The organism is Saccharopolyspora phatthalungensis (genome assembly GCF_014203395.1).
Taxonomy (GTDB): domain Bacteria; phylum Actinomycetota; class Actinomycetes; order Mycobacteriales; family Pseudonocardiaceae; genus Saccharopolyspora; species Saccharopolyspora phatthalungensis.
In genome coordinates this window covers 5,411,711-5,425,179 of record NZ_JACHIW010000001.1, presented here as the reverse complement: position 1 = coordinate 5,425,179, position 13,469 = coordinate 5,411,711, and the positions used below count along the sequence as shown (strand labels likewise).

The 13,469-nt window shown below is 69.1% G+C and carries 13 protein-coding genes; 1 reads left to right on the top strand and 12 read right to left on the bottom strand.

The window, feature by feature from the left end:
* The first annotated feature begins 175 nt into the window (after window positions 1–175).
* Complete coding sequence (locus BJ970_RS24820) at window positions 176–1,180, top strand: Acg family FMN-binding oxidoreductase (RefSeq protein WP_184728424.1); 1,005 nt, start codon at window positions 176–178, stop codon at window positions 1,178–1,180.
* Here BJ970_RS24820 and BJ970_RS24815 read toward each other — a convergent pair.
* The 12 genes from BJ970_RS24815 to BJ970_RS24765 form a co-directional block, all read right to left on the bottom strand.
* A complete protein-coding gene (locus BJ970_RS24815; protein WP_246471013.1) occupies window positions 1,177–3,810 on the bottom strand; it encodes a cation-translocating P-type ATPase in 2,634 nt (877 codons plus the stop codon). The two genes, BJ970_RS24820 and BJ970_RS24815, sit on opposite strands and share 4 nt — an antisense overlap.
* Window positions 3,811–4,039: 229 nt before the next feature.
* Complete coding sequence (locus BJ970_RS24810; RefSeq protein WP_184728422.1) at window positions 4,040–4,852, bottom strand: universal stress protein; 813 nt, start codon at window positions 4,850–4,852, stop codon at window positions 4,040–4,042.
* A 111-nt stretch (window positions 4,853–4,963) separates the two neighbouring features.
* Window positions 4,964–5,314, bottom strand: a complete 351-nt coding sequence (locus BJ970_RS38225; protein ID WP_246471012.1) for a beta/alpha barrel domain-containing protein — start codon at window positions 5,312–5,314, stop codon at window positions 4,964–4,966.
* Between the two features lie 9 nt (window positions 5,315–5,323).
* Complete coding sequence (locus BJ970_RS24805; protein ID WP_246471011.1) at window positions 5,324–6,340, bottom strand: nicotinate phosphoribosyltransferase; 1,017 nt, start codon at window positions 6,338–6,340, stop codon at window positions 5,324–5,326.
* 32 nt (window positions 6,341–6,372) lie between these two features.
* Entirely contained in the window at window positions 6,373–6,732 is a 360-nt protein-coding gene (locus BJ970_RS24800) for a hypothetical protein (RefSeq protein WP_184728421.1), read from the bottom strand.
* Window positions 6,733–6,744: 12 nt separating this feature from the next.
* Complete coding sequence (locus tag BJ970_RS24795) at window positions 6,745–7,257, bottom strand: hypothetical protein (RefSeq protein ID WP_184728420.1); 513 nt, start codon at window positions 7,255–7,257, stop codon at window positions 6,745–6,747.
* A 112-nt stretch (window positions 7,258–7,369) separates the two neighbouring features.
* Window positions 7,370–8,014 carry a hypothetical protein gene (locus BJ970_RS24790; protein ID WP_246471010.1) on the bottom strand — a complete coding sequence of 215 codons (645 nt, stop codon included), beginning with the start codon at window positions 8,012–8,014 and terminating at the stop codon, window positions 7,370–7,372.
* Between the two features lie 86 nt (window positions 8,015–8,100).
* Window positions 8,101–8,355, bottom strand: coding sequence for an SHOCT domain-containing protein (locus tag BJ970_RS24785; protein WP_184728419.1), 255 nt, complete (start codon window positions 8,353–8,355; stop codon window positions 8,101–8,103).
* Window positions 8,356–8,378: 23 nt separating this feature from the next.
* On the bottom strand, window positions 8,379–9,263 hold the full coding sequence (locus BJ970_RS24780; RefSeq protein WP_184728418.1) for a universal stress protein: 885 nt from the start codon (window positions 9,261–9,263) through the stop codon (window positions 8,379–8,381).
* Window positions 9,260–10,216 carry a nitroreductase family protein gene (locus BJ970_RS24775; RefSeq protein WP_184728417.1) on the bottom strand — a complete coding sequence of 319 codons (957 nt, stop codon included), beginning with the start codon at window positions 10,214–10,216 and terminating at the stop codon, window positions 9,260–9,262. Before BJ970_RS24775 ends, BJ970_RS24780 begins: the two co-directional genes overlap by 4 nt.
* A complete protein-coding gene (locus tag BJ970_RS24770; RefSeq protein WP_184728416.1) occupies window positions 10,213–10,620 on the bottom strand; it encodes a CBS domain-containing protein in 408 nt (135 codons plus the stop codon). The genes BJ970_RS24775 and BJ970_RS24770 overlap by 4 nt, the downstream gene beginning before the upstream one ends.
* A gap of 80 nt (window positions 10,621–10,700) precedes the next feature.
* On the bottom strand, window positions 10,701–13,415 hold the full coding sequence (locus BJ970_RS24765; protein ID WP_312864394.1) for a bifunctional acetate--CoA ligase family protein/GNAT family N-acetyltransferase: 2,715 nt from the start codon (window positions 13,413–13,415) through the stop codon (window positions 10,701–10,703).
* Window positions 13,416–13,469 lie beyond the last annotated feature (54 nt).

Here is a 13,469-nt window from a genome sequence, read left to right as displayed (position 1 = left end):
TGCGGCTCCCCGAGTGGGTTGGCGTTGATTCCAAGGTTGCGGCATGCGTTCGACCGGAAATTAGGGCACTTCGTCACTCGTGCCCCGGGTGCGGGTTAGAGGTCGTTGGACTCTCGCCGGGCGAGCACAGCGCCGTCACAGTGACGACATCGAACGTGCGGGTGAGGAGTCGCGCATGCGAACGTTTCCCACGGCCTTCGAACTGACGACCGATCAGATGGAGCAGATCATCCGGCGGGCCGGGATGGCGCCGTCGCTGCACAACAGCCAGCCCTGGCGCTTCCGGATCCTGCCCCACCTGATCGAACTGCACGCCGACCCGAAGCGGCGCCTGCCCGCGGCCGACCCCGAAGACCGGGAGCTGCGGTTGGCCTGCGGGGCGGCGCTGTTCAACCTGCGCCTCGCCCTGGAGCACGCAGGAATCCGGGCGGTGGTGACCTTGCTCCCGCACCTGGCCGCCCCGACCGCGCTCGCCGAGGTGCGCAGCGGCGGCCAGGCACATCCACGCCCCGAGGACACCCGGCTCTACGAGGCGATCGCCGAACGGCACAGCCACCGCCAGCCCTTCCGGAGTACCTCAGTGTCCACAGAGGATCGGCATCTGCTGATGCATGCTGCCCACGAGGAGCACGCCTGGTTGCACGTGGTGCAGCCAGGCCAACACGGCACCCTTGAAGGGTTGGTGCATCGCGCGCACCGGGTGCAGATGGCCAATGCCCGTTTCCGGGCGGAGCTGGACGCCTGGGTCGGGCGCACCGGTGACACCACCGAGGGGGTGCCGGTGTCGGCGGCCGGGCCCAAGCCGGAGCCCGGGGACCAGTGGGTGCACCGCGATTTCACCGCCGGCCAGGCACCGCGATCGCCGGGCACCGAATTCGAAGCGCATCCGCTGCTGGTGGTGCTCTGCTCGCGGCACGGCAGCCGGGAAGCCGATCTGCAGGCCGGGCAGGCGCTGCAACGGCTGTGGCTGACCGCGACCGCACAGGGCCTCGCCGCCTCGATGATCTCGCAGGTCGTCGAGGTACGCGAGACCCGCGAGGAGCTTCGGGAGCTGCTGGGCGGGAACGTCACCCCACAAGCACTGCTGCGCATCGGCCACGGCACACCATCGGTACCCTCACCCCGCCGCAATGTCGAGGACATGCTCGTCAACGGCGTCGCCGAACCCTTCCAGTCCTAAGCTCCGGCGCGAACCCGGTAGCGGTAGAACTCGTCGGCACCCCACACCAGCACTGGGAAGAGCACCATGCCCGCGAATACCCAAGACGGTGGTGGCGCGGTGCCGAACACCACCTGCAACGGGGGCAGGTAGACGATGGCGGCGGCGAAAAGAAGCTCGAAAGCGCATCCTGCCAGCAGCAGCCGATTGGTCCCCAGTCCGATCTCGCGCAATGCGGCGTGGTCGGTGCGCGAGGCGAACGCGGTGCCGAGTTGGCAGAACACGATGGCCAGAAACGTCGCCGTCGTCGCCTGCAGGTAGACGTGGTGCAGGCCGGGATCGGCGGCGATGTCGGTGTCTGGTCGCCATCCGCCGCCGATCAGCACCGCGAAAAAGGCGGCGAGGGCGAGGATTGCGGACACGCTTCCCATGATTCCCCATGCCCGCAGCAGCATGCGGCGGGTGACCACGCTTTGCTTGCGCTCGCGGGGCGGTTGCCGCATCGCGCCTGGCTCCGGGCGTTCGCGTCCCAACGCCAGTGCGGGCAGGGTTTCGGTGCCCAGGTCGATCGCCAGGATCTGCAGCACGGTCAACGGCAACGGGATCACGCCGCCGGAGAGTGCGAACAGCAGGAACGGCAGGACTTCCGGTGTCAGGTGGGCGAAGATGTAGACGATGAACTTGCGGACGTTGGCATAGACCCGGCGGCCTTCCTCAATGCCACCCACGATGGTGGCGAAGTTGTCGTCGGTGAGCACGATCGTGGCGGCCTCCCGGGCCACGTCGGTGCCACTTGCACCCATGGCCACGCCGAGGTCCGCCCGGCGCAACGCGGGGGCGTCGTTGACGCCGTCGCCGGTCATGGCGACCACGTGCCCGCAGTGGTGCAGCGCGTCGGCGATGCGCAGTTTGCTTTCCGGTGCCGCCCGGCAGAAGACGATCTCCTGCTCACTGGTTAGCAGCCCGTCCAGCTCGGCCTCCGGCATGGCGTCCAACGCCGGTCCGTCGACGACGTTATCGGCCCCGATACCGACCTGCCGGGCGATCGCCGCGGCGGTGCGCCCGTTGTCCCCGGTCACAACGTGCACCCGGATCCCGGCCGAATGACAGGCGCTGACTGCCTCGGCCACCTCCGGCCGGGGCGGGTCGATCAACCCAACAAGGCCGAGCAGGCACAACTCCGACTCCGCAGTACCCCGATCGTCCGGTAATGCGGTGAAATCTCGCTTGGCCACCGCGAGAACGCGCAGCCCGCGATCGGCCATGTCGTCGACAACACCGGCCAACGCGGCCCGCGCCGCCCCGGTCAGCGGCTGGGTACCACCACGGGCGGGCAGCGTGCTGGTGCACCGGGCGAGCACTTCCTCCGGCGCGCCTTTGACATGAGCGACGAACCCGCTCGGAGACGGGTCCACAGTGGTCATTCGTTTGAAGTGCGGATCGAACCGAAACAGCCGCACCCGCTCCTGATCGCGGGTTTCCGCATCAACGGACACGCCAGAAGAGCGCGCGAAATCCAGTAATGCCAACTCCATCGGATCCCCGGACGAAGTGCGCTCATCCGCAGTTGCGCAGCTGGCCAGGGCCGTTGCGAACTTGAACCCGGGGGACGTCTTCTCCCCGGCTCCGTCCCGTGCCTCCACGACCCGCATGACGTTGCGGGTCAACGTGCCCGTCTTGTCTGTGCAGATCACCGTCGTCGAACCCAAGGTCTCCACCGCCGACAGGCGCTTGACCAACGCCCCGCGTCGCGCCATGCCACGCACCCCGGCCGCCAGCGCGAGAGTGATCGTCGGCAGCAAACCCTCGGGCACGTTGGCCACGATCAACCCGATTGCGAACAGGAACGCCTGCGCCCAGCTCAACCCCGCCAGCACACCCAGCGGCAGAAACGCCACGGCCACGGCGACCGCCACCGCGGCGATCAGCCAGGCGACCCGACGCACTTGCCGCTCCAGCGGGCTTTCCGCGATCCGCACCCGCACCGACAACGCCGCGATGCGCCCCAACTCGGTGTGACGACCGGTCGCGTGCACCACCGCCTCCGCCGCACCACCCGTGCACACCGTGCCGGAGAACACCAGCACCGCGGAATCCAACCGCCGCAACGCGGTATCCGGCAGATCCGCGGCACGCTCCACCGGAGACGATTCACCGGTCAGCGCGGAGGCGTCGATCTCCACCGCGCCACTGAGCAACCGCGCATCGGCCGGCACCCGGTCGCCCTCGTCCAGGAGCAGGACATCGCCGGGGACGAGCTCGGTGACCAGCACCGACCGGGCATGGCCGTCGCGTCGCACCCGGCAGTGCTGGGGCAGGTACTCGCCCAGCGACTCCACCGCCTGCTCGGCCTGCTCCTCCTGCCAGAACGCCAGCACCGCGTTGAGCACGATCACCGCCACGATCGCCCACGCCAGCTCCCGAGTCCCGGCAATCCACGCCAGCGCCGCGGCCACCCACAACAGCAGCGCCAGCGGGTGGGTGAACTGCCGCAACAGCGCCGCAGGCCACTGCCGCGCCCGATGCCGGGGCAACTCGTTGGGCCCATGCACCTCCAGCCGCCGTCGAGCCTCCCGCTCGGTGAGCCCCTCCACGCGCGTCCGCAAATCGCGCAGGAGCCGCCCGGCCGACTCACGCGGGTCGACCGCCATCGACTCGCCATTCCGTTCAGCAGTTCGAACGTGATGTGGATGCGCCACCGGCCCTCCTCCCATCCAGGGCCGACACGAGCGCCAGTGTGCGACCGCCGAACCACGCGCGCAGCCGACGCCGGGAAGTACTCAGCAGGGGCGAACCGGGCAGGCGAGGCACGCCGGGGAGCGCCCTTCCCGCATCAACGGAGAACCAGCAAGCCCCGGCGCCGGGCTGGTAGTGCGATCGCTAGCGGACGACTGCCACCGGACTGCGGGCGTGGTGGAGTACGCCCGCGGCCACCGAACCCAGCAGCAGCCCGGTGAACCCACCGCGTCCGCGGTGCCCGACGACCAGCAACCGCGCTTCGTCGGCCGCGGCGGCGAGCTCGGCGACCGGGTGTCCGCGCTGCGCGACGTTGCGGACGGCGACGTTCGGGTAGGACTCGGCCCAGCCCGCGAGTTGCTCGGCGAGACCGCGCAGCGCCTCGTCGCGCAGGTCGATCAGCTCGTCCTCCATCCGCGGCACGACCGGGGCGTACTCAACGTCCGCCCACACCTGCACCGCCACGAGCTCGCTGTCGTACCGGGACGCGGCGGCGTAGGCGAACTCCAGCGCCGAGCGGCTGTACGGAGAGTTGTCCAGCCCCACGACGACCGGGCCGCTGTCGTGGTGGTCCTTGACCACGACGACCGGGCAGTGTGCGTGGGTGGCCACCTGGGCGCTGACCGACCCCAGAAGCGTCGCGCTCAGCGTGCTTCGTCCTCGTGAACCGACCACGACGAGCTGGGCGTCGGTGGAGAGGTGGCACAGCACGTCGGCCGGATGCCCGTGGACGACGTCCAGTGAGATGTCCAGGTTCGGGTACCGGACAGCGAGCTGATCCACCACCGGCCCGGTGCTCTCCCACGCCTCGTCGTCGTGCAGGGGGTCCTCGGTGACCGCTACGGCACGCACGCGTTTCGCACCACGCAGGTCTGCTTCCCCGGTGGCCCAGGCAGCGGCCCACCACGACCGTTCGGAGCCGTCCACCCCCACGACCACCGGCCCATTCGCCGTCATCTCAGCCCCCTGCCAGGCGAACCCGGGCGACGTTGCCGCGCCCAGAATGCGGGAGCGCCGACAACGCCGCACGGCCACAGACCGCACGGCCACGACGCTCGGTGTGCCACGTCATCGGTTCGGCGCCCGTTCGAGGTGGTGCCTGGCCGCGAGGGACCGATGCAAGGCCTCGGTGGACTGCACCAGCACGGGTGTCCACGTCACGTCGACCGGTATGGGGCCGGTGAGCAGCCGGGCCGGGACTGGTAGCCATCGCAGGTCGTGTTCGAACCGCTGCTGCGCGTCCGGGATCGACTCCGGCTGGGTCAGCCGCACGCCGCCGCACATGACCGGGTGCAGGAGTGGTTCTCGTTCCGCTGGGGGTTTTTCGGTGCGCAGCGCGAGCACGTCTGGTTGTCCGGGTTCGCCGCGGTAGACCTGCTTGGCGCCGGGTGCGGTCAGTTTTCCCGTGGACAGTTTCATCACCGGCGCTCAGTCGTATTCGACCAGCTTGTAGGCGCTGTCCAGGGACGGCGCGTCGGCGGAGACGCCCATGCGGGTTCCCACGCCGAACAGGTCGATCGGCGCCTCGGCGAGCTCTGCGAGCGCGTGTTCGTCGAACCCGCCGCTGGCCATGATCCGCGCGCTCGTGAGTCCTGCGTCGTCGAGCAGTCGACGGGCCTGCACCGCGAGGTCGCCGAGGTCGCCGGAGTCCAGCCGGATCCCGATCTGGCTGCCGACGGGCAGGTCCTGGGCGACCTCGATCGCCGTGCACACCCCGTGCAGGGTGTCGTAGGTATCGACTAGGAACACCGTGGCGTCCGGGAAATCGTCGGCGAAGGCGCGGAACGCGGTGCTCTCGTCGGGGAAGGCCTCGATGTAGGAGTGCGCCATCGTCCCGACGGCCTGCAGCCCGAACTCGCGCGCAGCCGCCACGTAGCTGGTGCCCGTGAAGCCGGTGATGGCTGAAGCGCGAGCGACCGCCCGGGCGGCCTCCAGACCGTGGGTGCGGCGCGCGGCGAAATCGACCAGATCCGCCTGCGGTGCGGCGAGGCGGCACCGCGCCGCCTTGGCCGCCACCGACGACTGGAACGTCACAAAGTTCAGCAACGCCGTCTCCACCAGCTGTGCCTGCGGAAGCGGTGCCGTGACCTCCAGGAACGGTTGGCCGGCGAAGACCACCCGGCCTTCCGGTACGGCCCACACGTCACCGGTGAACCGCATGTTCCCCAGTGCGGCCAGATCCCCGTGGGGCAGGTGCACCACGTCACCGAGATAAGCCAACTCGTCGGCACCGAAATGCAGCCGTTCCAGGAAATCCAGGCAATCGGCCAGGCCCGCAGCCACCAGGAAACCCCGCTCGCGCGGCAATTTTCGGGCGAACAGGCTAAAGGTCGCCGGTGCGGTCATGCCCCGGCGCAAGTAACTGGCCGCCATCCGGATCTCGTAGAGATCTGTGCACAAACCCGTCATGGCCGTCGCCGCCTCTTCTCGGGGTCGAACTCGCATTTCCCGACTCGAACGTCGCCACCTGGGCAGTGCTACTCGACGGCGAAAAGCTCGAAGAAGCTGGGAAAGGTGCCCAGCACGCCGAGGCCGATGAGGATGAGCGCGATGGTCAGGGCAGGCCGTGTCTCGGTGGGCCTATTGCGCAGTGCGACATGCAGCAGAGCCCACGACACCAACCAACAGAGCACCGCCACGGTGGTCTTGCCCGACAGCGGCCCAACGGCTGCACTCCACTGCAACCACCCCGCCGCGCTCGTGCTCGCCGCCGCGAGCACCGTGACGATCCCGAGCGCGGTCGCGCCCACGCCGGCGGCCAGGATGGCCGCTGAGATCGCGCCTTCTGGCTTATCGGCAGTCCGCTCGTCGGTGCCGGGCTCTTCGTTCCCCGTCATGGCGCGCACCTCCTAGCTGACGGGCGCGACTTTGGTGATGAACGCGCCGAACACCCCGCCCACCGCGGCGAAGACGAAAGCGAGGACGAACAAGGTCATCGCCGTGCGTCGCACGCGCTCGTGCCGGATCAACTCATCGCCGTAATACACGACGATGAACGCCACCGCGGTGGCCAGGATCGGGCTCAACCAGGCCACGTGTTCCTTCCACTCCATGCCGAACTCGTGCCAGGCCGCGGTGGACGGGTCGGCCAGCAACCGCGACCGAGGGCTGGTAGGCGTCTTCGCCCTGTACCACGGATACACCAGCCAAGTCCCGGTGATCACGGTCAACCAGGCGACCACGGCCATCGCGGTCACCCCGATCCTCAGCCGACGCATCCGCTCAGTGACCCCCACGTCGGTGACCAACGCGCGCTTGAGGCCGTAGAGATCTGCCAGCCCACCAGCGAACGCGAGCAGGAACAACGCGCCCAAGCCCATCCCGTGGACCAAGGCCCACCACTCGTGGCCGGTGAACCGCATCCCCGTTACCTCCCCACGAACACCCGTGAGTGAGAATTCCGGTTGTTACCCATCCGACACTGGGGCGCGAAGTGCCTCCTTGGGTGTGGCGGTCGGGTGCCGGGTGGGGCACTCACGATGTTTCGTGCGCCTGCTTGGCCGCGGCGCGCAGGGTGGCGCGCATGATGGCTTTGACGAAAGGCGACACCGTTCGCCAGTACAGCATGAAGATCCGGCGCGTGATCGGGTCGTCGAGCGTGGTGCGGATGTCGTAGGTGGCCAGGCTGCCGCCGCGGCCGTAGGGGCGCACCGACAACGAGGTCACGATCTTTCCCCGGCCCGGCTTGCCGTACATCGCGAAGTCCTCGGCCGCGACCTCTTCCCAGCGCACGATCGGCGTCCAGAACCTGCCTACCGCGCCGAAAACCACTTCCCGGCCAGGTTGCTCGCCGAGCAGGACCCAGTCACCGCCGGCGCAGAGGTCGTCGAAGGTCAGGCGGGTCGGCACCCGTGGTGGCACACGGCGCTTGAGCCGCTCCGGCAGCCCCCGCACCCACATGGCCAGATCGGCGATGCGCGAGCGGATAGTGAGCAGGTCCAGGTGGCGCAGTGCCCGGTACATCGCCTCCGGCGGGGCGTCGACCACCAGGTGCTCGACCACGCCGACATCGCAGCGCGCCGCGAAGTCATCGACGGTCACCGAGTGCCCGGTGACCTCCCAAGGCGCCGCAGCGACATCAGGGCGCTGGGTCCGCGTCTCGTCGGTCTTGTCGTTCATCAACCTTTCTCCCTTCATAGAAGGAAAAGACGTTCTCGCTGAAGTGGTTCTCGGGTACCACCGTCGGCGAACACCCAAGCCACTTGTCACGTCCGGCGTCTGCGCTCGGCCAGCGCGGTCAGCCTGCGTCGGTACTCTTCTTCGTCGATTTCCCCGCGAGCGAAGCGTTCGGCCAGCAGTTCTTCGGCGGTGACGGTGCCGTGCTCGACCCGCCCGCTGCGCTGGAGGTAGCGGACCAACGCGACGATGGCCGCGATGACGAGCGCCCAGAACAGCACCATGCTCACTGTCATCATCGTCAATCCCCAGACACCCATGCCGTAGCCGTCCCAATAGGGCATCGTGCTCTCCTCCCCGAGTTCGTTCAGCGCGCCACGATGAGTGGGCACGGCGCGTGCTGCACCAACTGCTGGCTCGTCGAACCCAGCACCAGACCGGTGAAGGCTCCGCGCCCGCGGGATCCCACAACCACCAGTTGCGCGTGCTGTGCGTGGTCGAGCAGCACTCGCGCCGGTTTGTTGTGCGCCACGATGCGGCGCACCTCGACGTCGGGGCACTTCTCGCTCCAGCCCGCCAGGGTTTCGGCGAGGATCCGCTCCTCCTCGCTTTGGATGGCCGCCCCGCGCCCCTCGCTGTGGAAGCCGTACCAGGCCTGCTCGGTGCCGACCGTGTGCCAGGCGTGTACGGCCTCGAGCGCGACACCGCGCATCCCGGCCTCCGCAAATGCCGTCTTGAGCACCGTGTCCTTGTCGGGCGAGTCGTCCACGCCGACGACGACTGGGGCATCGGAGCCGGCCGTCGGTGGCTGTCGCACCACCGCAACCGAGCAATGGCCATGCGCGCACAGGGCGACGGCGACCGAGCCCACGAGCAGGCCGGTGAAACCGCCGAGGCCGCTGCTGCCGACCACGCCGAGTTGCGCGTGCCGCGACTCGGCGACGAGCACGGGTATGGCGCCGCCGGTGCCCACGAAGGTCCGCACCTCCAGGCCCGGGGCGACGGCGATCGCCTCCTGTTTGGCTCGGTGCAGCCATTGCTCGGCTTGCCGCGCCATGGCGTTGGCGTAGGTCTCGGGAACCGGCATGGTCGGCAGGTTCGGCACGTACCCCAGTGCGAAGACGTCGGCGAAAACCACGCGTAGCCAAGTACCGCGCCGGTGGGCCTCGGCGGCGGCCCAGCGCGCGGCGTCGAGTGCCGATGAGGACCCGTCGATGCCGACAACGACCGGCTTCGTCCGCGCGGCGGTCATGAATCCCCCAGCTCCCGTTCCGTGGGATAGCCGAACCGCATCAGCACCTGCGGCACCGCTGTCATCCCGAGCCGGTCCGCCAGCCCGGCCCGGACTTCCTCCAGGTGCAGCGGTTGCGTCATCACCGAAGCAGCCAGGCCGCGGCTGGTGGCCTCCAGCCATGCCTGCTCCACGGCCTCACCGGCATGGACGTGGTCGTGCGGTTCGTCGGCGCGGGTGCCGACGACGAGTAGCGCTTCCCGCCTGATTCTGGCGGCGAGCAGGGACTCGTCGGGAAGCCGGGTGCGGGAGGTGGTCAGCCCGACCGCCGCCAGCCCTTCTGCGCCGAACGCGTCCCGATGCAACCCGCTTCCGCGCAGGCTTGTCCACAGGGTCAGTTCACGTTGGTATTCGGCGTTGTCATGGAAAACGCGGGCCGCGTAGTCCAACAACCGGGCGACGGCCAAGGCATCGTCGGCGCCCGAGATCCACCGACCGGTCACGTCTGAAGCCACCGTGAGGGCATCCAGCACAGCGTCGCGGGTGCCTTCGGGGAGTCCCGGCAAGGCGAAGGCGTGCCGGTGGCTTCGGCGGTCGGAGAGGGCACCGCGTCGGCGGTCCTCCGTTTCGGTCGGCTGGGCTCGCCGGGTTCCGGTGACGGTGGCGGTCACCAGTCCGCCGGTGACATCGATCTCCACGTCAGCGGTCCATCCCAGGCTCCGAGTCGCCAGCATCAGGTTCGTCAGCGCTGCTCCGCAGGAGATGCGCCGGTCTCGTCCGTGCGGGTCGTGCTGCGCCAACTGCACCGGCCGTTCCCGGAGCACGGCAGTCCGGTCGTGGATCGTCAGCGTCCACGGGCGGGTGTTGTGCACTGACGGTGCACAGTGGACCGCTTCATCGAGCACGGCGGATTCGCCGGCCGACCACGCGTCCTGGTCGTGACTGCTGTCCTGTTCGGCCCTGGCGACGCTCATCGAGATCCTTCTTTCTCCGGCGGCTTGCCGGCGATGCTGCGGACGAGGTCGACGGCGGTGAGCACGCCGCACACCTGTCCGTGCCGCATGACCAGGACCGCGTCGGCGTGGGCGTCGATCATGCGCTCCGCGGCGACACCGATGCCCTCGTCCGCGTCCACCCGCGGTCCCGGCGTGGGACACAGCGAGCCGACAGAAGTGGTGGTCTTCGGGTATTGGGCGGCGATGCCCTGCAGCAGGTCTGCCGCACTCACCAGTCCCACGGTGTCGTCGTCGGTGACCACGGCGAGGTGGTGGACGTCGCGGCGGTACATCTCGTACAGGGCGGTCATCGCGTCCAGCTCTGGTCGGACCGCGACCACGGGGGTGCTGGCGAGGTCGAGCGCGCTTGCTTGGTCGGTCATGTTCCACCTCGAAAGGCCGTAACCCTGCCCGACGGTCGCGCACCCGCCGCTGGCCCAGCTAGGGGAGATGGTCACCAAGCTCATACGCGTAGCTTGCGGATGAAGGGATCTTCGGGTTCGCGGGGCTCCAGGCGGATGCGCGCGTCGGGAATGCGCACGCCGTGTTCGGTGACGATCAGGGGGTTGAGGTCGGCCTCGGCGACCTCCGGGAGCAGTTCGGCCATCCGCGCGGTCCGCAGGAGCACGTCGATCACGGCGTTAGTGTCCAGCGGCCGGTCGGCTCCGGGGTCGAACAGCCGGGGCGCGGCCAGCTCGTGCAGCATGTCGTGGGCGTCGCGGGTGGTGAGAGGGACGAGGCGGCGGCTGCGGTCGGCGATCAGGTCGGTGTCGGTGCCGCCCATGCCAAAGACGATCATCGGGCCGAACGCTGGCTCGCTGAGCACGCCGACCAGGAACTCCCGCCCCGGCTCGACCATGGGTTGCATCACGACCCCGCGGAAGCCGGTGCCGAAGCGGTCCCGCAGCCGTGCCCATCCGGCGCGTAGGTCGGCGACGGTGGACACGGCGAGCACCACGCCGCCGGCCTGGCCTTTGTGCAGGAGTCCTTCGGCCTGTGCCTTGAGCACGACGCTGCCGCCCAGGGTGCGGAACGCGGCGAGGGCCTCGGTCTCGGTGGTGCACAGCGTCGAGGGCACGATCGGGAGGCCGAAGGCCGCGAGGAGGTTCTGCACCGCATCGGGTTCCAGCCAGCCTCCCTTGGGCGCTTGGCAGAGCGCATTGGCCACGAGAGTGCGTGCAGTGGCCGTATCGATGTGCGCGAGGTCGGGCACCGTGCCGTGCGGCCGGGCCAGCCAGCGGGCGTATCCGGTGACATCGGCCAGCGCGCGGGCAGCGAGTGTGGGGTCGGCGAACACCGGGACCCGGATCTCGCCGGCGGTAAGCGTGGTCAGCGACTCCCGCTGGCCTGCGTGCACGGCGAGTACCGGTTTGTCGCATCCGTCCGCGCGGGCCCGGGCGATGGTTTCGGCGAGTACCGTAGCCGGGTCGCTGACCGCGGTCTGCAAGATCGGAACGATCATCGACTCGACCGCCGGGTCCCGCAGCATGATTTCCACGCTACGACCGAAGGTGACGGCATCGATGGCGGCGGTGGTGTCAACCGGATTCCGCACGCTGGCCTGGTCGGGCAACAACGCCGCGAGTTCTTGTTCTGCGTGTGTTAGCACCGAAAACTCGAGTCCGGCTTGCGCGCAGGCGTCAGCAGCGAGCACACCCAGTCCCCCAGCATTGCTGACCACTGCTACGTGCGGGCCGGCCGGGAGGTTCTGCCAGCTGAGCACGCCGAGCACCGCGACGAGTTCCTCCAGGTCATCGACACCGATGGCCCCGGTCTGCCGCAGCAACGCATCTCGGGTGCTGCTCGGGGTCGCGGTCGCTGCGGTGTGCGAGAGGGCGGCCTGCTGGGCGATCGGGCTGGCGCCGCTGCGCAGCACGATCAGCGGCTTGCTCCGGCCGAACCGTCGTGCCAACCACGAGAACTTGCGGGGATTGCCGAAGGATTCCAGGTACAGCACACCGATGCGGGTGCTCGCGTCGCGCTCCCACCACAACAGCATGTCGTTGCCGCTCACATCATATTTGTCCCCTGTGGACACCATGGTGGACACGCCGAGCTCAAGCCCGTCGAGCCGCTCCAGCAGGGTGATCCCCACACCCCCGGACTGCGTCGCGATACCCACATCGCCTTCTGGAATCCCCGCTGCGCTGAAGGTCGCGTCCAGCCGCACGTCAGGATCGGAGTTGACCACCCCCAGGCAGTTCGGCCCCACCAGTCGCATCCCCCAGCGGCGAACAGCAGTCAGCAGCCCGTCGGCAACAGCGGGATGACCGGTGACGCCCGCCGTCACCACCACCAGCGTCCGCGCCCCGCACCGCCCACATTCCTCCGCCACCTCCGGAATGCTCTCGGCAGGCACGCACAGCACCGCCAGCTCCGGCGGTTCCGGAAGTTCGGCCACCGACCGGAAGGCGGTCAAGCCGTGAATGTCGCCGCCGTGGCGATTGACCGGATAGACGGCACCGGTGTACCCGCCGTGAATGATGTTGCGCAGCAAGGTGTTTCCGACTGCTGACGCCCGGCTGCTCGCACCGACCACCGCTACCGAGGACGGGCACAACACCCCCCGCAAACTCGCGACATCCGCGACCCGCTCACGGTCACTGATCCTGGCGTAATACGGCTCGCCGGAATCGAGAGCGACCTTCACCTGGTACGACGAACCCTCCAGCTGGGCGTCATATTGCAGGCCGCTGTCGTGCAACACCCGCAGCATCGCCGAGTTCTCCGCCAACACCTCGGCCAGGAACGCCCGCACCCCGCGTTGCCGTGCCGCCGCGACCAAGTGCTCCAGCAGCAAGGTCGCCACCCCGCGGGCATGCCGCGCGTGCTCGACCACGAAGGCCACCTCGGCCACCTCCGGGATCAGCACCTCGAAGTGACCGACCCCGATCAAGTGCTGCCCCGCGAACACCCCCAACGCCACCACATGCGCATCGGCAGGCCTCACCAGCCCCAGCAAGAAACGACTGACGGACGTTTGCGACGGCGAACCGAAGAACCGGAGATAACGATCCTCCGTCGAGAGCGTGCTGTGCAAGCGTTCGAGCTCGGCGAGATCATCGGGCACCAGCGACCGGACAGTGACGACGCTGCCATCGGTCAGCACCGCGCGTACGGCCTGCACGCTCGGGCTGGAATCAGGACGGTGGTCCGCCCCGCTGTCCGCCGCTGGCACCGGACCGGCTCCTCTCCCAGTTCTCCGCACTCGTGAGAAGGACACTCCGCGGCC